The following is a 23,431-nucleotide window of genomic DNA, read 5'->3' as shown; positions in this document are numbered from 1 at the left end:
TCCGATGCCTCGGGCCCGTGGGAGTCTTGTGCCATGAAGATCGTCGTCCTGGGCGGGGGCCAGATGGGCCGCGTCATCGCCGCGGACCTGGCGCGCTCGCTTCCCGAGGCGCGTGTGGAGGTCGCCGACCTCCGCGCGCCGCTCCTGCCGGACGCCGGCAACCTGGCGTGGGTCGAGACCGACTGCTCCGATCCGCTCGCCGTGGCCCGGCTGATCAGCGGCTACGACCTCGCGGTCGGCGCGCTGCCTTCGCGCTTCGGCTTCGCCACGATGCGCGCGGCGATCGACGCGAAGCGTCCGCTCGTGGACGTGAGCTTCGCGGCCGAGAACCCGCTCGCTCTGGATCCGCAGGCGCGCGCCGCCGGCGTGGCGATCGTGCCCGACTGCGGCCTCGCGCCCGGGCTCTCGCACCTCTCGGCCGGTCACGCCGCGTCCCAGGGCGCGATCGAGGAGCTGGTCATGGACGTGGGCGGTGTCGCGCAGGACGCGAGCCGGCCCTACGGCTACGTGGTCACCTGGTCGCTCGACGACCTGCTCGAGGAATACGTGCGGCCCGCGCGGTTCGTGCGCGACGGGAAACCGACGGTCGTGCCGGTCTTCTCGCAGGTGGAAAACGTGCAGGTGGACGGAGTGGGCGAGATGGAGGCGTTCGTCTCCGACGGCCTGCGCACGGCGATCGAGACCTTCGCCGACGTGCCGAACATGTGCGAGCGCACGCTTCGCTGGCCCGGGCACGTGGCCCAGGTGCGGCCGCTGGTCGAGAGCGGAAGGTTTCTCGAGGAGTTCCGGGCGCGGTGCGTCGTGCCGGAGCCGCGCGACCTGGTGGCGCTGGTCGTGCGCGTGCGCTGGAAGGACGGACGGCGCGAGCGGCTGACGCTGGTGGACCGCTGGGACGCCGCGACCGGGATGACCGCGATGGCGCGAACGACCGCGATGACGACCGCCGTGACCGCCGCGCTGCTGGCGCGCGGCGGAGCGCGCGAGCCGGGAGTCCACCCGCTCGAACACGTCGGGCGGAACGAGGCCGCCTATCGCTTCATCGTGGACGGACTGGCCGGACGCGGCGTGCGCATGGCCTGGCGCGAGGAGTAGGTGGACCCGGCCCCTGAGCGCGGGCTCCGGTCCCTGCAGGTCCGGCAGGGTCATCCGGACTTCCTCGACCTGCCCTGGCACCTGCCGCTCGCGCGCTGGGCGGAGGACTGCCGGCGCGTCGTCCAGCTGCCGCGCGGGCTTTCGCGCCACGAGGTGCTGTTCGTGAGCTACGGGCCGGTCGTGTACGCGTGCAAGGAACTGCCGGGCTCGGTCGCCGAACGCGAGTACGAGCTGCTCTCGCTGCTCGAGGAGCGCCGCATGCCGGCGGTGACGCCGGTCGGAAGGGCGCGCGTGCGTCGCGAGGACGGCGAGGAAGGCGGCGTCCTCGTCACCCGCTTCCTCGACGGCGCGCTTCCGTACCGCACGCTGTTCCAGAACCCCGGGCTGCACCGCTACCGCGACCGGCTTCTGGACGCGATGGCGGGACTGCTCGTGCGCCTGCACCTGGCCGGCTTCTACTGGGGAGACTGCTCGCTCTCGAACACGCTGTTTCGCCGCGACGCGGGCGAGCTGCAGGCCTACCTCGTGGACGCGGAGACGAGCGAGCATCACGAGGCGCTGGGCGACGGCGCGCGCCGGCAGGACCTGATGATCCTCGAGGAAAACGTCGCCGGCGATCTCGCCGACCTCGAGGCCTTCATGGAGGTGCCCGGCTCGCTCGACGCCGAGCAGACCGGCACGCGAATCCGCGAGCAGTACGAGGCGCTGTGGGCCGAAGCGACGCGCGCCGAGATGATCGGGCGTGACGAGCACTGGCGCATCCAGGACCGCATCCGGCGGCTCAACGCGCTCGGCTTCTCGGTGGGGGAGGTCGAGATCGAGACGGCCGAAGGCGGGGACCGCCTGCGCATTCGCGCCATCGTCACCGATCGCGACTACCACAGGCATCAGTTCCACGGACTGACCGGCCTGTCGGTCGGCGAGCGGCAGGCCGAGCAGATGCTGAACGAGATCAAGGAACTCAAGGCGACGCTCTCGCGCGAGCTCGACCGCAGCGTGCCGCTCTCGGTCGCGGCCTACCGCTGGCAGCGCGAGCAGTACGAGCCGGCGCTCAGGACGCTCGCGCCGCTGCTCGAGCACGTCGCGGACCCGGCGGAGCTCTACTGCCAGGTGCTCGAGCACAAGTGGTTCCTCTCCGAGCGGGCGCAGCGCGACGTCGGGTTGCAGGCCGCGCTCGAGGACTACGTCGCCAGGTTCCAGTCCGGGAGCTGAACGACCCGAACGACTTCGCGCTTCCTCCCCGGGCGCCCCGGCGATGTTGTGTCCACTCTTCGCCGAGTCGCATCGCACTAAACATCCCGCGGAAGAAGGCGAACGAAACCGCCGTGCGGCGCGTTCGGGCTCACAAGTTCGTTGCATCGAGTTCAGGCCGAGTTCAGACTTCCGGCGTCGTCATCGCGAAGCATCAGGCTGATCGTCGCATCGAGCAGGCGGCGACACCGCGATCCCCCGCTCTCCGGCGTCGCCCGGGCGCGATTCGCAGTTCGGGCGCCGGACGACCAGCTTGCCTGAATTGAGGCGCGCCACCCGCCCGCCGGTGCGCACGCCGAGGCCGCAACTCCTTCCGACGGGGAAGGAGACCCGCCCATGCGAGTGCCCGACTCCCCCCACGGAGCCGGCCGGTTTCGTCCTTGTCCGCCCTGTTCCGGGGCGGCGGGCGACGCATGCCGCGGCGAAAACTTCACGGCTCACCGACGCGCCCTGTCCCTCGGGGCGCTTTTCATTCCGACCGCGGGGCGCCCTCGGCCCCGCTTCGAACCGCCAGGGAGAGGTGCACGATGCACGTGACGAAGCTGGACCGATCCGCGATCGCCGTGGCCTGCGCGAGGGCCCTGCTGGGCGTGGTCCTGTTCGTTTCGCTGTCGCCCGCGGCCGCGCGCGGCAACGCCATCACCGACGAGAACCTCAAGCCCGGCAGCCCGGCGAGCGAGTGGCAGGTGGCGGGCTCGGGCGATCCGACCATCCAGGGGTTCGCCACCGACATCAGCACCAACGTCACCGCCACGACCGGCGCGACCGTGGACTTCAAGGTCAGCACCACCGCGGCGACGTTCCGGATCGACATCTACCGGCTCGGCTGGTACGGCGGAGACGGCGCCCACAAGGTCACGACCCTCGGGCCTTTCGCGGGCGCCGTGCAGGCGGTGCCCGCGGCCGATCCCGTGACCGGCCTCGTGGACTGCGGCGGCTGGAGCGTTTCGGCGTCCTGGAGCGCGCCGGCTGGCTCGGTGTCGGGCATCTACCTGGCGCGGCTCGTGCGCGAGGACGACGGCGGCGCCAGCCACATCGCATTCGTGCTGCGTGACGACGAGAGCACGTCGGACCTGGTCTTCAAGACTTCCGATGCGACCTGGCAGGCGTACAACGTGTTCGGCGGGAACAGCCTCTACGTCGGCAGCGTCAGCGGCTATCCCGGCGGGCACGCCACGAAGGTCAGCTACAACCGTCCGTTCGTGACCCGCGCGGGCGGCGGCGGCGGTGGCGCCGAGGAGGACTGGCTGTTCAACGCCGAGTACCCGATGGTCCGCTGGCTCGAGGCGAACGGCTACGACGTCACCTACACGACGGACGTGGACACCGATCGCAACGGCTCGCTGCTCCTGAACCACAGGGTGTTCCTCGCGGTCGGACACGACGAGTACTGGTCGGGAGGCGCGCGCGCCGCGGTCGAGGCGGCGCGTGACGCCGGCCGGCACCTCGCGTTCTTCAGCGGCAACGAGGTCTACTGGAAGACGCGCTGGGAGAGCAGCGCGTTCGGCTCCACGCCCTACCGCACGCTGGTCTGCTACAAGGAAGGCACGCTCGGCGAGAACACCTGCGGCGGCAAGTGCGACCCCAACACGACGGACTGGACCGGCCTGTGGCGCGATGGCTGCGCGTTCCCGCTCGCGGACGGCTGCCGGCCCGAGAACGAGCTGACCGGGCAGATCAGCTGGAACGGCACGACCGGCACGCTGCAGGTACCCGACGCCTACAAAGATCTGCGCTTCTGGCGGAACACCAGCGTCGCCCTGCTCGGAGCCGGCCAGACCGCGACGCTCACCCCCGGCACGCTCGGCTACGAATGGGATCCCGAGCAGACGGCGTACGGCGCGCACTACCCGCCGGGCCGTGTGTGGCTGTCGAGCACGAACGTCGGCGGCGACACGCACCACCTGTCGCTCGTGCGTCGGGCCAGCGGCGCGCTGGTGTTCGGGGCGGGGACGTGCCAGTGGTCCTGGGGCCTCGACAACAGCCATGACCGGGGCAGCGACGCGCCCAACCTGGCGATGCAGCAGGCGACCGTGAACCTGTTCGCCGACATGGGTGCGCAGCCGGCGACGCTGCAAACGGGCGGCGGACTGGTCGCGGCCACGGCGTCCGCGGACGCGACGCCGCCCGCGAGCGTCATCGGTTTCCCGGCGCCCGGCGCGTCGCTTCCCACCGGGACGGCCGTCACGATCAGCGGCACGGCTTCCGAGGCGGGCGGCATCGTGGTGGGCGTGGACGTGTCCGTGGACGGTGGCGCGACCTGGCAGGCGGCGACCGGCACGACGTCGTGGACCTTTTCGTGGACGCCGGCCGTCACCGGCAGCGTGACGCTCAAGTCTCGCGCGTGGGACGACCTCGGGAATCTCGAGGCGCCCGGCGCCTCCGGCCCGAACGTGGTCGCGGTCACCGTGACCGAGGGCTCGCCCTCCGCTCCTCCCACCGTGACGGCGACGAACCCCGGCAACAACGCGACCGGCGTCGCGACCAACGGCGCGATCATCGCGACGTTCAGCGAGCCGCTCGATCCCGCCACCGTCACCACGTCCACGTTCGAGTTGCGCGACGGGACGAACGCGCTGGTCCCGGCGTCCGTGGACTACGAGCCGGTGAGCCGGACCGCGACCCTGACGCCCGCCACGCTCCTGGCGGCGTCGGCGACCTACACGGCGCGGCTCGTGGGCGGCGTCACCGACCCCAGGATCAAGGACCTCGGGGGCGTCGCGCTCGCGACCGACTATTCGTGGTCCTTCACGACCACGGCCCCGGACGCGGTCGCGCCGACCGTGACCTCGACCACGCCCGCGAACGGCGCCGGCGGCGTCGCGCCCACCGCGACGGTGAACGCGACCTTCGATGAGGCCCTGAGCCCGGCGACGGTCACCAGCGCCACCTTCGAGCTGCGCGACGCGACGAGCGCACTCGTGTCCGCGAGCGTCTCGTACAACGTCTACACGCGCACCGCGACGCTGGTGCCGGCCGCGGCGCTCGCGAGCGGCACCTATACGGCGCGCCTCGCGGGCGGCGCGAGCAGCCCGCGGATCACCGACCTCGCCGGCAACCCGCTCGCGTCCGACGCGACCTGGACGTTCACCGTCGCCGGATTCAACTGCCCGTGCACGGTCTGGAGTGCCGCGACGCTGCCGGGCACGGCCGCGGCCGCGGACGCCCAGGCACTCGAACTCGGCTTCAGGTTCCGCGCCGCGGTGGACGGCTGGGTGACGGGGGTGCGCTTCTACAAGGGCGCGGGCAACACCGGCACCCACGTCGGCAGCCTGTGGACGAGCGGTGGGACGCTGCTCGCGAGCGCGACCTTCACCGGCGAGACCGCGACCGGCTGGCAGGAAGTGACGTTCGGCGCGCCGGTCGCGATCACCGCGGCCACCACCTACGTGGCGTCGTACCACACGAACACGGGGTACTACGCCGAGGACACGGGGTTCTTCGCGGCCGGCGTGGACAGCCCGCCGCTGCGCGCGCTCGCCGACGGCGAGGACGGGCCGAACGGGCTCTACGCGTTGTCGGCGAACCCGACCTTCCCGAACCAGACGTACATCTCGACGAACTACTGGGTGGACGTCGTGTTCGCGACTTCAGTCGGGCCGGACGTGACTGCGCCGGTGGTCGTCTCGCAGTTGCCCGCGAGCGGAGCCACCGACGTCGCCGCCGGCGCCGCGGTGAGCGTGGATTTCAACGAGCCGATCGATCCCGCGAGCGTGGACGGCACCTCGTTCGAGCTGCGCGACGGTTCGAACGCGCTGGTCCCCGCGACCGTGACCTACAGCGTCCCGTTGCGCCGGGCGACGCTCACGCCGATCTCCGCGCTGGCCTGGTCGGCGAGCTACACGGCGACCGTGAAGGGCGGCGCCGCCGACCCGAGGGTCCGGGACCTCGCCGGCAACGCGCTCGCCGCCGACGTGAGCTGGTCGTTCACCACCAGCGATCCGCCGCCTCCGCCGCCCACCGAGGGTCCGGGCGGCCCGATCCTCGTCGTCAGCGCCGCCGCCAATCCGTTCAGCCGCTACTACGTCGAGATCCTGCGCGCCGAAGGACTCAATGCGTTCACCGCGATGGACGTCTCGCTGGTGACCCCGGCGGTGCTCGCCGCGTACGACGTCGTGATTCTCGGCGAGATGCCGCTCGACGCGGCGCAGGTCACGATGCTTTCCGACTGGACGACCGCGGGCGGCACGCTGGTGGCGATGCGTCCCGACGCGCAACTGGCCGGGCTGCTGGGCGTGACCCCGGTCGGCGACACGCTCTCGAACGACTACCTGCTGGTGAACACCGCCTCGGCGCCCGGCGCCGGTATCGTCGGCCAGACGATCCAGTTCCACGGCAAGGCGGACCTCTACACGCTGAGTGGCGCCACGAGTCTCGCGACCCTTTACTCGAATGCGACCACCGCCACGCCCTACCCGGCGGTGACGACCCGGGACGTGGGCTCAAACGGCGGCAAGGCGGTGGCGTTCACCTACGACCTCGCCCGCTCGGTCGTCCTGACCCGCCAGGGCAACCCGGCGTGGAAGAACCAGAAGCGTGACGGCGCAATTCCGCCGATCCGTTCCGACGACCTGTTCTACGGCAACGCTTCGTTCGACCCGCAACCCGACTGGGTGGACCTCGCCAAGGTGGCGATCCCGCAGGCCGACGAGCAGCAGCGACTGCTCTCGAACATCATGACGCTCGGCAACCTGCACCGGATGCCGCTGCCGCGCTTCTGGTACCTGCCGAAGGGGCTCAAGGCCGCGGTCGTGATGACCGGCGACAACCACGGCGACGGCGGAATGCAGCCGCGCTTCGACATCTACCGGAGCGAGAGCCCGGTGGGCTGCTCGCTCGAGGACTGGGAGTGCGTGCGCGCCACCGGCTACGAGTTCGTCGGCACGGGATTCACGAACGCGCAGGCCGTCTTCTACAACAGCCTCGGCTTCGAAATCGCGCAGCACATCAACACGGGCTGCGCATCGGTGCCCGCGGCGCAGTACGAGTCGGACGCGATCGGCCAGCGCGCCGACTTCGCCGCCGCTTTCCCCGGCATCCCCCTGCCGCAGACCAACCGGACGCACTGCATCGCGTGGACCGACTACACCGCCGTTCCGGAGCTCGAGGCCCGGAACGGAATCCGGTTCGACACCAACTTCTACTACTGGCCGTACGCATGGTTCAACGGCGTGAGCGGACACTTCACCGGTTCGGGTCTGCCGATGCGCTTCGCGAAGGAGGACGGCACCCTGATTGACTGTTACCAGGCGAACACGCAGTTGACGGACGACTCCTACAGTTCCTTCACGACGCCGACCACCGAGCTCCTGAACCGGGCGCTCGGGGCCGAGGGCTACTACGCCGTCCTGACCGCGAACCTCCACTTCGACAACACCAACCACCAGGGCTCGAACGACATCGTCGCCGTCGCGCAGGCGCGCGGGGTGCCGGTCGTTTCCGCGAAGCAGATGCTCGACTGGCTCGACGGCCGCAACAACTCGTCGTTCGGGGGCCTGGCGTGGAGCGGCAACACGCTCAGCTTCACCATCTCCGCCGCGGCCGGCTCGAGGAACATGCGCGCGATGGTGCCGATGGCCTCGGCCATCGGCCCGTTCACCGGCATCACCCTCGGCGGGACGCCGGTCGCCTACACGACCGAAACGATCAAGGGGATTCCCTACGCGTTCTTCCCGGCCGTCGCCGGCAGCTACGTCGCGACGTACAACGTGGACGAAACCGCGCCGCTCATCACCAACGTGGTGGCGACGCCGCACGACGACGGCACGGCCACGGTCACGTGGACCACGACCGAGCCGGCCGACTCGCGCGTGGATTTCGCGACCGTGGCCGATCCGCTCGCGCTCTCCGGCACCGACGCCGGGCTCGTCACCAGCCACCTGGTGACGCTGACCGGCCTCGCGCCGCTCACGACCTACTACTTCCGCGTGACCTCGGCCGACGCGCAGTCCAACGCCGCGACCGAGCCGGCCCCGCCGGGCGCGCCGCTCACGTTCGCGACGCCCGCGTCCGTCTGCTTCCTGGACGACAGCGAGTCGCAGTTCACCGCCGGGACGCCCGATGCGGGCATCGTGGTCACCGCCACCGGCAACGGCGAGCTGAGCCTGCGGGCCGCGGCGGGCGCCGATTTCGCCGCGCTGCCGCCGACCGGCGAGTGGCAGGCGTTCCCGTTCGCCGCCGGCGGCGCCGCCACTGCTTCAGGCGGCCTGCTCGCGGTGGACGGCGTGCGCTTCAACACCGAGCCGGCCACGACCACCTGGGGCGCCGGCAGCTCCGTCGAGTTCGTCGCCACCTTCACCGCGGCCCCGCACCAGTATGTCGGCTTCGGCGGCGGCACCGACGAGGTCGGGGGTGGGGGAATCTTCAACGTTCCGCCGTGGGCGATGTTCGGCACCGGCACCGCGGGCGACCAGGTGTACGCGCGGATCAACATCGGCGGCACGCTCTACGATTCCGGTCTCGGCGCGGGCCTGCTCGGCTCGCCGCACCGCTACCGCGTGGACTGGAAGGCCGCGAGCGTCGAGTTCCGGGTGGACGGGACGCTGGTCCACACCGATCCCAACAGTCCGGCCACGCCCATGCGCGTGGCGATGAGCGACTACACGGTGGGCGGCGCGGTCCTGTCGGTGGACTGGATCCGCGTCGCGCCTCCCTTCGTCACGAGCGGCTCGTTCCTCTCGCGCGTCTACGACGGCGGCGCGCCGACCACGTGGGGCGAGATGACGTGGACCGCGACGCTGCCGGCCGGCACGAGCGTGCAGCTCGCGAGCCGGCAGGGCGACACGCCGGCACCCGACGGAACCTGGACGGCGTTCACCCCGGTGCCCGCGAGCGGATTCGTGGTCGGCGGAACGACTCGCTACCTGCAGTACCGCGCGGATCTCGCGACCGGCGACCCGGCGGTCGCGCCCGAGCTGGCGAGCGTGCACGTCGCCTGCGCGAGCGGCCCCGACGCGACGCCGCCCGCGATCACGAACGTCTCGGCCACCTCCGGCGTCGGCGGCACGAGCGCCGTGATCGCCTGGAACACGAACGAGCTGGCGAACTCGCGCGTGGACTACGGCACCGCGCCGGATGCGCTCACGCTGAGCGTCTCCGACGGCGCATTCGTCGGCGTTCACGGCCTGACGCTGCCCGGGCTCACGCCCGAGATCACCTACTACTACCGCGTCACCTCGGCCGACGTGTCGGCCAACTCCGCCACCGAACCGCCACTTGTCTCGGCGGCCGCCAGCTTCACCACCCAGGGCCCGCCGTGCGCGAGCGACGCGACGGCGGCCGAGTTCGCCGCCGGGACGCCGGGCGTGGCGACGTACGTCGCAGAGACCGCGGACGGCGAGCTGATCCTGGCGCCCGCGGCCGGCGCCGAGTTCTCGGGTGCCAGCCTGCCGGCCGGCTGGATCTCCGGACTTTACGGCGGCGCGGCTCCGGTCGTGGGCGGCGGCCACGTGAGCGTGGATGGTGCGTACGTCACGACCTCGGGCTACTACCCGCCCGGCCGCGCGGTCGAGTTCGCCGCGACCTTCGATGCCACCGCTCCCGGCCAGCACGCCGGGTTCGGCGACGACCTGAACGGCGCACCGTGGGCGATCTTCAGCACCGGCTCGGGTGGCGCGCTCATGGCGCGCACGAACGACGGCACCGAGCTGAACGAGGCGATTCCCGGCAGCTGGCTCGGCGCTCCGCACCGTTTCCGCATCGAGTGGGCGGCGAACGAGGTGCGCTACCTGATCGACGGATCGCTGGTCGCCACGCACGCGCGCACGATCGCCGCGAACATGCGCCCGATCGTCGCGGACGGGCCGGTCGGCGGCAACCCGCTGCAGGCCGACTGGGTCCGCCTGACGCCGTTCGCCGCGTCCGGATCGTATCTGTCTCGCGTCTTCGACGCGGGCGGCCTCGCGACCTGGGGCACCGCGACCTGGACCGGTACGCTGCCCTCCGCAACGACGCTCGCGATGTTCGAACGCCACGGCAACACGCCGGTTCCCGACGGCACGTGGTCAGCCTTCGCGGCGATCGCGTCCCCCGGGACGAGCATTGGCGCGTCCGCGCGGTACCTGCAGTACCGGGCCGACCTCGCGACCGGCGATGTCGCGACGACGCCCGCGCTGCTCGACGTGGCGATCGCGTGCACGGCCACGCCCGACGGCACGCCGCCGGCGATCTCGGCCGTATCGGCCACGCCGGGAGGCGATGGCGTATCGGCGACGGTGTCGTGGACGACCGACGAGCCGGCGAACTCGCGCGTGGACTACGGCACGTCGGCCGGCTCGCTCGGCTCGAGCGCGACCGACGGCGCGTTCGTCTCCTCGCATGCGCTCGCGCTCGCCGGGCTCATGGCCGGAACGACGTACTACTACCGCGTGACCTCGGCGGACGTGTCGGGCAACGGCGCCTCCTCGCCGGTCGCACCGGCGACGCTCACGTTCGTGACGCCCGCAGCGCCCTGCCCGGCCGACCAGACGGCCGCCGACTTCGGGCTCGGGACGCCCGACGCGAACACGATGGTGGCGCTCGAGGGCGACGGCGAAGTCGTGCTGAAGCCCGCGGGGATCGCGGAGGAGTTCGCGGGCACGTCGCTGTCCGCCGCCTGGACCGCGGCGAGCTATGGCGGCGGCAGCGCCACGGTCGCAGGCGGCGCGCTCACGGTGGACGCCTGGCACGCCTCGACCGTCGCGACCTTCGGCCCAGGTCGCTCGCTCGAGTTCGTGGCGACGTTCACCTCGGCGGCCTACCAGAACGTGGGCTTCGCCGCCGACGATGCGTTCAACGCGCCGTGGGTCGTCATCGGCCAGAGCGGCTCGCCCGATGGTTCGCTCTACGCCCGCACCTGGGGTGGCGCGAACGTCGCGCTGGGTTCCGGACTGCTGGGATCGCCGCACCGCTACCGCATCGACTGGAACGCCGCGAGCTTCGACTTCTGGGTGGATGGCGTGCTGGTGACCACGCTGCCCGCCTCCGTCGGGACGAACTCCGTGGCGATGATCAGCGACGTCGGCTCCGGCGGCGGCACGCTCCAGGTGGACTGGCTGCGGGTCACGCCGTATGCCGCCTCGGGAGCGTTCCTCAGCCGCGTGTTCGACGGCGGCGGCCCCGTGAACTGGGGTGCCCTGACCTGGTCCGCCGCGACTCCGCCGGGAACGGCGCTCGCGATGTCGGTGCGGACCGGCAACACGCCGGTGCCGGACGGGACGTGGACGCCCTACGACCCGCTCTCGAGCGGCGCGTCGGTCGGCGCCAACTCCCGCTATGTCCAGTACCGGGCCGACCTCTCCAGCACCGCGCCTGCGTACGCGACTCCCGTCCTGCGCGACGTGGCGATCGCGTGCTCGACCGGACCGGACCTCACGCCGCCCGTCATCTCCGGAATCGTCGCGACGCCGGCGCCCGACGGCGGGAGCGCGACGGTCGTGTGGAGCACGGACGAACGTGCGACCTCGCGGGTGGACTACGGGACGAGCCCCGACGCGCTCACGCTCAGCGCCACGGACGCCGCCTCGGTCCGATCGCACTCGCTCGTGCTGGCCGGGCTCTCGGCCGGCAACACCTACTGGTTCCGGGTTCGTTCCACCGATCCCGCGGGCAACGAAGCGATCGCCCCCGCGCCGCCGACGGCGCCACTCAGCTTCACGACGCCGCTGCAGCCGTGCCTGAGCGACGCGACCGAGGCCGACTTCGGCGCGGGCGCCCACGCCGGCACCATCGTCACGTTCGAGGCCGACGGCGAGGTCGCGCTCGCGCCGGTACTTGCCGCCGAGTTCTCGGGCGCGAGCCTGACTCCGGACTGGACCAGCGTGTCGTGGACCGGCGGAACCGCGAGCGTCTCCGGCGGGCAGGTGAGCGTGACCGGGGCGCGCCTGACGCCGACCAGCACCGCGGGCTGGACGCCGACCGCTCCGGTTCCGGTGGTCCTCGAGTTCGTCGCCACCTTCGCGGGCGAGACCTTCCAGAACATCGGCCTCGGGGCGGGCGACAACACGACCGGCGGAAGCGGCATGTTCGCGAGCGAAACGCAGGCGTGGGCGATGTTCGGCACCGCGAGCACGCCGAACACCTTCTTCACGCGCATCAACGACGGCGCGACCACGACCGACATCGCGGTCCTCAACGCCGCCGGCTATCTGGGCAGCGCGCACCGCTACCGCATCGAATGGCGCCCGGACAGCGTGATCTTCGCGATTGACGGGGCGAGCGTGGATCGCAGGGCGGTGGCGCTGTCGGCCCCGATGCGCCCGGGCATCAGCGACTACGCGCTCGCCAGCCCGGTGCTGCAGGTGGACTGGCTGCGCCTGACGCCCTACGGCGCGAGCGGCACGTTCACCTCGCGCGTCTACGACTCGGGAACGAGCTCGTCGTGGGGAGCGATGACGTGGAGCGCCGACGTTCCCGCGGGGACTTCGCTGGCGATGTCGGCGCGAAAGGGCGACACACCCTCGCCGGACGGCACCTGGAGCGCGTGGGCCCCGATCGCGGCTTCCGGCAACCCCGTCGGCGGGGTGGCGAGCTACGTCCAGTACGCCGCGGCGCTGTCGGCCAACCCCGGGCTCGACCGCTCTCCGCTGCTGCGCGACGTCGGCATCACCTGCGGCGCGTGCAACGCGGGCGCGCCGGCGGTCATCGCCGATCTCGCCGGCATCGCCACCGCCAACCCCGGCTCGGGCCGCTCGCGCGTGCGGCTGACCTGGAGCGGGGTCACGGCGGGCGACGCGGTGGCCGTTTACCGCAAGGGATTCGGCGACTACCCGCTCTACCGCACGGATCACGGCGCGGTTCCGGCCGCGCCGGCGAATCCGGCGGCCGCCGCCGCGGAGGGCTGGACGCTGACGGGCGTCACGGCCTCCGGAACGGACGATTCGCCGCCGGTGCGCGACGCCTGGCACTACGTCGCGTTCGTCACCAACGCCTGCTCGGTCGTTTCCGGCCCGTCGAACGTGACGGGCGGAACGCTCGATTACCTGCTCGGCGACGTCAGCAGTGGCGCGGCGGTCTGCTCGGGAGCCGGCGAGGCCGGCGACGGCACGGTCAGCATCGCCGACTTCACCGCGCTGGGAAGCGAGTACGGCCAGACCTTCGGCACGGCCGACTCGCGCGTCTGCCTCGACGTCGGTCCGACCGCGGACTACGGGCTCCGTTCGCGCCCGACGCCGGACGGACGGCTCGACTTCGAGGACCTGGTGCTCTACGCGCTCAACTTCGAGGTCCCGCTGCCCGCGATCGCGGCGCGGGCGCAGCCGGAGCACGTGGCGTGGCAGGCCGACGAGCTGTCGCTGGAAGCCCCCGCGAACGTGCGGGCCGGCGAGTTCTTCGAAGTCCAGCTGCGCATGCGGGGCACGGGTGGCGTCCACGCGGTCTCGGCGCGCTTCGCGTGGGATGCCACGGTCGCGCAGCCCGAGGGCATCGCCGCCGGGTACCTGCTGACCGCCGCGGGAGGCGGCCTGCTCTCGCCGCGGCCCGGAGTCGTGGACGCGGCGGTGTTCGGCCGGGCGGCGCCCGGCCTCTCGGGTGAGGGCACGCTCGCGATCGTGCGCTTCCGCGCCGTACGCGACGGAGACCCGGGAGTCCGCCTCGCCGGCAGCCTGGCGCGCGACGCGCAGAACCACCCGGTGACGCTGGGCTCCGACTCGCCGCGGCCGCCCGCCGTTCCGGGGGCGACCCTGCTCGGAGCGGTGTTCCCCAATCCGTTCCGCGGCTCGCTGTCGGTCTCGTTCACCCTCGCGCGCGAGTCGCGCGCCCGGCTCGCCGTGTTCGACCTCGCCGGCCGCGTCGTGCGGCACCTCGAGGACGGTGCGCGACCGGCCGGCTTCCACGTGGTCACGTGGGACGGCCGCGGCGACACCGGCGCCGCCGTTCCCGCCGGGTTCTATCTCGTCCGCTTCGAAGCCGGGGAGGTCGTGCAGACCCGGCGCGTGCAGGTGGTCCGATGAAGCCAGCGAAGTTCGTGTTCGTCCGTTTCTTCACCCGTTCCCCCGGGGAGGTGTTTCCGATGCACGGCATTTCGAAGTTTCCGGTTCGCGGGGCGCTGTCGGCCCTCGCGCTGGCGGTGGTCGCCTTCGCGGGTCCCGCGCTCGCGCAGACGCCCGGGCTCGTGAACGCGGTTTCGCCCGGGACGACGATCGGGCCGGCGCTGCCGGCCGTGCAGGTCCCCGTGACCCTCAGCCGGGACGCCACCACGCCCGTGCTGGGCTTCAGCGTGCGCATCCAGCTGTCGGCGGAGTTCGACGCGCTCACGACCGGGGGCGGCGACCCCGACATCGTGCTCGGTGACTTCCTCACCGCGGGAGGACGTTCGACCAACCTGCAGGTCATCTCCAATGGCGGCGGCAACTACACCGTGGACGGCGTCACGCTCGGCGGCTCGTGTGGCCCGGCGTCGCAGACCGGCACGCTGTTCACCGTCCGCGTCCGCAGTTCGGCGGCGGCCGCAACGGGCACGGTCACGATCCAGTCGGTGACGATGCGCGACTGCAACAACCAGCCGCTCCCGGTCAACACCGGCTCCGTCGCGTCCGTGACGATTGACAACACGCCGCCCGTGGTCACGGTCACCGCTCCCAATGGCGGGGAAACCTGGTCGTATCAGTCCACCCACGCCATCACCTGGTCGGCCAGCGACGCTTCGGGGACCGTGCCGACCGTTTCCATCGACTACTCGACGGACGGCGGCTCCGGCTGGACCGCCGTCGCGACGGGCGAGCCGAACGACGGCTCGTACTCGTGGGCGGTGCCGAACACGCCGAGCACGACCGCGCTCGTGCGGGTGCGGGCGACCGATTCGAACGGCAACCCGGGCGCGGACGTCAGCGACGCGGTGTTCACCATCGTCTCCAACACCGCTCCGGTCCTCACGCCGGTGGCGCCGCAGACGGTCAACGAAGGAACGAACCTGCACCTCGTGCTCGCGGCGACCGACGGCGAGTCCCCGCCGCAGACGCTCAAGTTCTACCTGCAGGGTTCGCCGCCGGCCGGCGCGACGCTGACCGAGGCGGGCGTCTTCGACTGGAACCCGTCCGAGGCGCAGGGGCCGGGCTCCTACACGATCGACGTGCGCGTCGAGGACGACGGCACGCCGGCGCTCTCGGGCACCGGCTCCTTCGGGGTGACGGTCAACGAGGTGAATGTCGCGCCGACGCTCGACATCTCGACGGCGATGTCGCTGCCGGCGATTCTCGAGGACACGGGTCCTGCGGCGACGGGCGCGACGGTCGCGCAGATCCTCGCGAGCGGCGCGGGCGGCGATCCGGTCAGCGATCCGGACAACGGCGCGCAGCGCGGCATCGCGATCGCGGACGCGCAGGCCAACGCCGGAGGCGTCTGGGAGTTCTCCATGAACGGGGGCTCCTCATGGTCGCCGGTCGGCGCCGTCGCGCTGACGTCGGCGCTGCTGCTCGCCGACGAGCCGGGCAACCGCGTGAGGTTCCTGGCGAACGCCGACTGGAACGGCACGGTCACGCTGCAACTGCTGGCCTGGGACCGCACCAGCGGCAGCGACGGCGGCACCGCGAGCGTGACGACGCGCGGCGGCGGCACGGCGTTCAGCTCGGCCGTGGGGGTCGCGAACCACGTGGTCACGCCGGTCAACGACGCGCCGCTCTTCAACGCGCCCGCCGACCAGACCGTCCTCGAGGATCCCGGGACGGTGAACGTCAACTTCGGGGGCGTGTTCGCCGGCCCGCTGGACGAATGGGCGGGGCCGACGCCGCAGGTGCTGTCGTTCGCGGCGGTCTCGAGCGATCCGTCCATCGTGCCGAACCCGACGATCACGGGATCGGGCACCGCCCGCGTGCTGCACTTCACGCCCGCCGCGAACGCGAACGGCACGGTGACCATCACGCTGACCGCCACCGACGACGGCGGCACCGCCGATGGCGGCGTGGATGCGACCGTGAAGGTGTTTTCGATCACCGTCACGCCGGTCAACGACCGCCCGGACTACGACGCCATCGCGGACCAGTCCGTTTCCGAGGATCCCGGCCCGACGGCGGTTTCGATCACCGGCGTCGGCCCCGGCGGCGGAGCCGACGAGGCGGGGCAGTCGGTGGGCTTCGCGGCCGTTTCCGGCAATCCGGCGGTCGTGCCCGACCCGGTCGTCACCGGCTCCGGCGCGACGAGGACGCTGACGTTCCAGCCCGCCGCGAATGCCACGGGCACCGCGATCATCACGGTGACCGCCACCGACGACGGCGGAACCGCCAATGGGGGCGTGGACAGCCGACTGCGCACGTTCACGATCGTCGTGACGCCGGTGAACGACCCGCCGGTGCTCGCGAGCGTGCCGACGGGCACGATCGACATCCCCGAACTGGTCGCGTACGCCTTCCAGGCGCTCGGCTCGGACGCGGACATTCCTTCGCAGCCGCTGACGTTTTCGCTGCAGGGCACGGTGCCGGCGGGCGCGACGATCAACCCGGGCACCGGCGCGTTCGCGTGGACGCCCGACGAGTCCCAGGGGCCGGGCGACTACCCGTTCACGGTCCGACTCAGCGACGGCGTGGACTTCGTGGAGGCTCCCTTCACCCTGCGCGTGACCGAGGTCAACGTCGCGCCGGTGCTGGGTGGCGCGCCCGCGGCCGCGACGATTCCCGAACTGGTCGCCTACACGTTCACGGCGACCGGGTCCGATGCCGATCTTCCGGCGCAGACGCTGACGTTCTCCCTTTCCGGCGAACCTGCGGGCGCCGCCATCGACGGCAACAGCGGCGTGTTCACCTGGACCCCCAGCGAGGCGCAGGGTCCGGGCGTCCATCCATTCAAGGTGCGGCTCGGCGACGGGGTCGCCACGACCGAGTTCGACGTCGTCCTGACCGTGACCGAGGTCTCGGTGGCGGCGATCACCGATCTGACCGCGAGCACCGTCCGCACGGGGAACGACGGCGACGGCACCGAGCGCGTGACGCTCGGCTGGACCGCCACCCCCGGCGGCACGGCCGTGCAGGTCTATCGAGCGCGCTACGGCGACTACCCGCTCTACGGCGACGGAAGCGGCTCGCCGCCGGCGCCGCCGGCGAGCGCGACGCCCGGTCCGCCGTGGGAGCTCACGGCCGTGACGGCGCCGGGTCAGACCGACGAGGTCAACGTTCCGCAGGTTCCGAAGAGCGCCGGCGGACGCGACTACTGGCACTACGTCGCGTTCGTTCACGGAGCGGGCGCCAACGTTTCGGGACCCTCGAACCAGCCGGCCTCGCTCAACTACCTGCTCGGCGATTTCGCCGACGGCTCGCCCGAAGGGCTCGGCGTCGGCAACAACCGGGTGTTCACCGAGGACATCACGGCGCTCGGCGGCTCCTACGGCTTCACCGGCGCCGCGGTCGCACCGGTGCGCTACCTCGACGTCGGTCCGACGAGCGACTACTCGGTGAACGGCCTGCCGCTTCCGGACCAGGCGATCAACTTCGAGGACCTGGTCATGCTGGCGATCAACTTCGGCACCGGCCCGCAGCCGCAGTTGGCGGCGAAGCCGGCGGCGGGCGGCGCCGCGCGCGATGCGCTGATCATCGAGGCGCCCAAGCAGGTCTCGCCCGGGGAGACGTTCGCCGTGCGCTTGCGCGTCACGGGCGCCGGCCGCGTGCAGGCGCTGTCGGCGGCCCTCGACTGGACCCAGGGCATCGCCGAGCCGGTCGGCGTTCATGCCGGCGCCTGGCTGGATCAGCTGGGAGGCGTCGCGTTCTCACCGAAGCCCGGGGCGGTGGATGTGGCGTTGCTCGGCGCCCGCGAGAGCGGGTTCGCCGGCGACGGGGTCGTCGCGACGGTCGAGTTCCGGGCGCTCGCCGCCGGCGATCCGGCCATCGCCCTCGGTTCGGCCCGGGCGCGGGACGCCTGGAACCGGCCGGTGGATCTCGCGGGTTCGGTCGAGCAGACGGCGCCGGAGATTCCGGCGACGACCATGCTCTCGCTGCCCTTCCCGAACCCCTCGCGCGGCGAGGCGACCATCGCCTTCGGCCTCGCTCGTCCGGGGCCGGTGCGGGTGGTGCTCTACGGCGTGGACGGGCGCGCGGTGCGCACGCTCGCCGACGGCGCCCGCGAGGCGGGCGTCTTCCGCCTGACGTGGGACGGTCGCGACGACGACGGCCGGCCGCTCGCCGCGGGCATCTACTTCGTCCGCATGACCAGCGCGCAGGGCACCTTCACGAAGCGCATCTCGCACCTGCGATAGACCACCACAGCCACAAGCCGGCGGCGCCGGGTGGAGCAGCGCGACTGCTTCCGCCCGGCGCCGAGGTGTGTTCCGGACGCGGCCGCGGGCGGCGCCAGGTCAGGCCGGGGGGCCGCCGCGTCCCGCGTGCGAGCCGCGCGGCCTGTGCAGCAGGGACGCGATGATGCTGGCGGTGAGTGTCGTGCCGACGAAGCCGAGGGCGACGATGTTGTCGATCTTCCACGGGGTGTGCGCCAGCAGCAGCTTGGCGCCCGCGAAGGCGAGCACCACGCCCAGCGCCGGCTTGAGGTAGCGGAACGCGGTCACCGCGCGGGCGAGCAGGAAATAGAGCGAACGCAGCCCGAGAATGGCGAACACGTTCGACGTGAAGACGATGAACGGATCGAGGGTCACCGAGAACACGGCCGGAATCGAATCGATCGCGAACACGAGGTCGGCGGCTTCGACGCTGAGCAGCACGATGAAGAGCGGCGTCGTGAACCAGCGACGGCCGCGGAACACGACGAAGCGGTCGCCGTGGAACCGCTTCGCCACCGGCATCACGCGCCGGATGAGGCGGACGATCGGGTTTCTCTCCGGGTGAATCTGCTCTTCCCGGTTCACCAGCATCCGGAACCCGGCGATCACGAGGAGCACGCCGAACGCGTACAGCACCCACTCGAACTGGCGCACCAGGGTGGTGCCGAGGAGGATGAACGCGAGCCGCATTCCGGCGGCGCCGAGCACGCCCCAGAACAGCACCTTGTGCTGGTACTTCTCCGGCACCGCGAAGTAGCCGAACAGCAGCGCCATGACGAAGACGTTGTCGGCGCTGAGCGAGAGCTCGAGCAGGTAGCCGGTGAAGAACTCGAGCGACTTTTCGGGTCCCTCGAGGCGCCACAGCCCGAGGCCGAAGAGCACGGCCAGGGTCGCCCACGTGAGCGTCCAACCGAGAGCCTCGTTCACCTTGATGCTGTGGCTGCGGCGGTGGAAGACGCCCAGGTCGAGCGCGAGCATGAAGAAGATGAAGATCGTGAAGCCGACCCAGGCGATGAGCGGCACGGATACCAGGAGGAACCTCGCGGTTGAGTGGAAAGGCGGGGCGCCGAGCGCCCGCGCCGGGTGTCGCGGCGAATATGTCCGCGCGGGCACGGTTAGACCATGACGACTTTTCTAATGAACGCTTAGGCGATACCGAATAGTCTGCGCGGGTGGCTCCTCTGAACTTCCACTACCTGCGCTACTTCTGGATGGTCGCGCGCGAGGGCGGCCTGCGCCGGGCCGCCGAGCGGCTGCACGTCTCGCAGCCGACCATTTCGGCGCAGGTCAAGGCGCTGGAGGCCCAGCTCGGCGAGAAGCTGACGCGCCGGGCGGGCCGCGGGCTGGCGCTCACCGATGCCGGCCGCCGGGTGTTCGACTACGCCGAGGAGATCTTCGCGCTCGGCGACGACCTGGTGGAGGCCGTGAGCCGGGCCAGCGCGACGCGCCCGCGGCTCGTGCGCATCGGGGTCGCCGACTCCCTGCCCAAGCCGGTCAGCCACGCGCTCATGCGCCCGCTCTTCCGTCTCGGCCCGCCGGTGCGGGTCGTGGCGAGCGAGGGCTCGGCCGCCGACCTGCTCGGGCAGCTTGGCGCGCACCGTCTCGACCTCGTCCTCGCCGACGAGCCGGCGCCCAGCTCGCTCAACATCCGGGCGTTCAACCACCCGCTGGGCGAGTGCGGCGTCGCCTTCTGTGCGACGGCGGCGTTGGCCCGCGGGGCGCGCGCCCGGTTCCCGCGCGTGCTCGACGGCGCTCCGATGCTGCTGCCGACCCAGCGCACGGCGCTGCGCCGCTCGCTCGACCACTGGTTCCAAAAGCGCGGTCTGCGGCCCCGGGTGGTCGCCGAGTACGACGACGGCGCGCTCATGACCATCGCCGCCGCCGACGGGCTGGGTGTCCTGCCGATTCCCGCGGTGGCCGAGCGCGAGGCGGTCGAGCGCTACGGCCTGGCGCGTCTCGGACGGACCGAGGAGTGCCGCGAGCAGTTCTTCGCGATCAGCGCCGAGCGGCGGCTGACGGACCCGGCGGTCGCGGCGATCACGGAGGGGGCGAAGCAGTCGCTGTTCGGCCGCCCGTCACCCGGGCGGCGCACGCCGTCCCGCGGCGCCTGAACGCGAATCGGGCCGGGAGTCGCCTCCCGGCCCGCTTCCCTCACCGCGGAGCGGTCCGCGATCAGCGCAGCCGCACGAGGCGCACGACCTGCGTGCGGTCGTCGGCGTGGAACCGCACGAGGTAGACACCCGGCGCCGAGGCGCCGCGCGCGTCCGCGCCGCTCCAGCGGAACGCGTGGCGGCCGGCCTGGAGCAGCCCCGAATGCAGCGAGGCGACGCGCCGGCCGGCGAGGTCGAACACGTCCAGCTCGACGCGCTGGTCGCGCGCGACGTCCACGGCGAGCGCGACGTCGCCGCGCGCCGGATTCGGTGACGGCGGCATCGCGAACGCGGTCACCCGCGGCAGCGCCGAAGGCGGCGTGACCGGCGGCTCGACGTCGAGCACCGCGCCGAGGTCGATGTCGCGGCGGTGGACGTCGTTCACGCGACCGCCCGCGGTCAGCCCGGCGAAGACGACCGCGACGTGGTTCGCGTCCGAAAGGACCATGCTGTGCAGCTCGCGCGCCGCCGGGCGGGTGCCCCAGTACAGGCGGCGCATCCAGCTCGTGCCGCCCCCGCCAGCCGCGCCGGTGAGCACGTAGCTGGTGTCCACGTAGCCGCCGCCCAGCGTGCCGCCGAACGCGTCGGTCCACTGGTACGCCGCGTCGTAGGCGTAGCGCGCGCGCGCCCAGCCCGCGGGCGCGGGCGACGCGGGCGAGAGCGCGGTCCAGGCGGCGGGGCCGGAGACCCCGTTCGCGCCGTCCAGCACCCACGCTTCGGTGTTCGCCGCTCCGCACTCGTCCTCGCCGCCCGTGACGAGCAGGCGCGCGCTCGCCGCGTCCCAGGCGACGCCGGCGAACCTCCGTCCCGAGGGAGGCGTGCCGGCGGGCGAGAGTGCGGTCCACGCCGGGGCCCCGCCCAGCCCATTGGCGTTCTCCAGCACCCATGCGTCGGCGAGCGCGCCGCCGCAGGCGCCCGGCGTCGTGGAGCCGCCGAAGAGCATCATCCGGTTCGTGGCCGCGTCGTACGCGGCCCCGTGCCCGCTGCGTGCCGACGGTGGGGACGCGGGCGTGAGCGCGATCCACTGCGGTGCGCCGCCGAGGCCGTTCGCGTTGGTCAGCACGAACGTGTCGCCGAACGGCGCCGGCGTGCCGGCCGCGTCGTCACCGCCGTGGACGATCATGCGGTTCGTCGCCGCGTCGTACACGGCGCTCGCGTCGGCGCGCGCCGCGGGCGGAGTGCCCGTCGGAGCGAGCGCGATCCACTGGCTGCCGTTGCCCGACGTGGCGTGGGTGAGCACCCACACGTCGTTGAGCGGGCCCGCGTCGCCGCGGCCTCCGAAGACGATCATGCGGTCGCCCGCGGGGTCGAGGACGGCGGTATGGCCGTCGCGCGCGAGCGGCGGCGTGCCGGTCGGGAAGACGCGCGTCCACGTCTGGTCCATGGCGAGCAGCACGACGTCGGTGTCGCTGTACGCGACCGTCCACATCTGGCCCGGGCCGTACGCGAGGCCGTTCACGGTCGCGAACGTGCCCGTGCGCGAGGCGAAGGTGGCGATCACGTAGCGGCGGCCCGGCGTGGGGAGGAACCCGTTCACGAGCGAGACGTTGAGCGTGCCGTCGAGCTGCGCGGCGCCGGTGATCGCGACCTGGTCGTAGCCGGTGCCCGCCGCGTCGCCGCCGACCTCGACGTTGTAGACGGACGTCGCGGCGCACGGCCAGTTCGTCGCGGTGAAGGCGAGGCGTCCCGGCGAGGCGCCGGGGCTCACGGTGCCCGACTGAGCGAGCGCCGTGGCGCCCGACATCGTGATCGTGCCCTCGCCCGCGAGGGTCCCGGTCGGGGTGTTCGTGAAGCTCGCGCCCCCCACGGTGAGTGTCTTCGTGGCCGCGACGTGCAGCGTTCCGGAGTTGGCGTGCGCCGACGTGGCGCGGCTGAGGAACATCGTCTGCTGCAGGTCGCACAGGCCCTGGTTGTCGAGCGCGCACAGCAGCTGCCGCGCGCCGCCGCCGTTCACCAGCGTGCGCAGCGTGCCCGTCGGCCCGTTCGTGAACGTGCCGTTCAGGCTCAGCGTCGCCGCGGTCGCGCCCGCCGTGCCCAGCTCGAACAGGCCGTTGCTCTGCATGGGCACCGTCGCGGTGAGCGCCGTGTTCGAGGCCGACAGCCCCATGAGGCGCACCGTGCTCCCCGGGGCCGACTGGAAGGTGCCGTTGAACGTGCTCGTGCCCCGGATCTCGAGCGATCCGCCCGCGCGCATGTCGAGCAGCCCGTTCCAGTCGCAGCTCGTGGCGGTGAGCGAGCCGGCCGAGCAGACGACGGGGCCGTCCATCGTGGACGAGGTGAGCGTGGGCGCGCCGGCGTCCACGCGCAGCGTGTCGGGACCCTCGAGGACTGAGGTCGAGGCGGAGACGCCGATCGCCGAGGTCGCGAGCGGGCGGTTCAGGTGCAGCGTCGAGTTGAGCAGCGCCACCGTGCCCGCGCCGGCCAGCGTCCCGTTGTCGTAGAAGAAGTCCATCCCGGCGCCGCCGGCGACCACGCCCTGCAGCGTCAGGGTGCGGCTCGCGGCGACGTTGATCGTGCCGGTCGTGGTCCACGACGGCGTCGTGCCCGAGAGCACGACCGTGTAGTTGCCGCCCGTCACGTTGATCGTGCCGCCGTTGGCGAGGTCCGCCGAGGCGCGGCTCGTCGTCAGGTTCTGCGAGACGTTGATCGTGCCCTGGTTGTCGTACTGGGCGTGCAGGTTGCGCGCACCGCCGGAGCCGGCGAGCGCGTTGATCTGCGCGCCGGGGGCGTTGACGAGCGTGCCCGAGGTGAGCGTCAGCGTCGCCGC

General features: G+C 72.3%; 7 protein-coding genes. 5 read left to right on the top strand and 2 right to left on the bottom strand.

Translation table 11 applies throughout. The features are described 5' to 3' along the window. The first annotated feature begins 33 nt into the window (after positions 1 to 33). From IT347_02630 to IT347_02615, 4 genes are all read left to right on the top strand, one after another. Positions 34 to 1,092: a saccharopine dehydrogenase NADP-binding domain-containing protein gene (locus IT347_02630; protein ID MCC6348470.1), complete on the top strand. Its 1,059-nt coding sequence runs from the start codon at positions 34 to 36 to the stop codon at positions 1,090 to 1,092. After that, positions 1,093 to 2,304 (top strand): DUF4032 domain-containing protein, encoded by a 1,212-nt coding sequence (locus IT347_02625; protein ID MCC6348469.1) that lies wholly within the window; start codon positions 1,093 to 1,095, stop codon positions 2,302 to 2,304. Positions 2,305 to 2,870: 566 nt separating this feature from the next. After that, positions 2,871 to 14,270, top strand: coding sequence for an Ig-like domain-containing protein (locus IT347_02620; protein ID MCC6348468.1), 11,400 nt, complete (start codon positions 2,871 to 2,873; stop codon positions 14,268 to 14,270). Further along, positions 14,267 to 18,496, top strand: coding sequence for a putative Ig domain-containing protein (locus IT347_02615; protein MCC6348467.1), 4,230 nt, complete (start codon positions 14,267 to 14,269; stop codon positions 18,494 to 18,496). The genes IT347_02620 and IT347_02615 overlap by 4 nt, the downstream gene beginning before the upstream one ends. Positions 18,497 to 18,595: 99 nt before the next feature. Here IT347_02615 and IT347_02610 read toward each other — a convergent pair whose 3' ends face one another. Continuing rightward, positions 18,596 to 19,492: a TerC family protein gene (locus tag IT347_02610; protein ID MCC6348466.1), complete on the bottom strand. Its 897-nt coding sequence runs from the start codon at positions 19,490 to 19,492 to the stop codon at positions 18,596 to 18,598. 194 nt (positions 19,493 to 19,686) lie between these two features. Between IT347_02610 and IT347_02605 the strand changes: the two genes are divergently transcribed. Continuing rightward, a complete protein-coding gene (locus tag IT347_02605) occupies positions 19,687 to 20,625 on the top strand; it encodes a LysR family transcriptional regulator (protein MCC6348465.1) in 939 nt (312 codons plus the stop codon). 61 nt (positions 20,626 to 20,686) lie between these two features. Here the strand turns inward: IT347_02605 and IT347_02600 are convergent. After that, positions 20,687 to 23,431, bottom strand: a 2,745-nt coding sequence (locus IT347_02600; protein MCC6348464.1) for a T9SS type A sorting domain-containing protein, incomplete at its 5' end; no start/stop codon positions are given.

Source organism: Candidatus Eisenbacteria bacterium (assembly GCA_020847735.1).
Taxonomy (GTDB): domain Bacteria; phylum Eisenbacteria; class RBG-16-71-46; order RBG-16-71-46; family RBG-16-71-46; genus CAIXRL01.
Note: the sequence above shows the minus strand (reverse complement) of the source record. Positions and strands in the feature narration are given on the sequence as shown.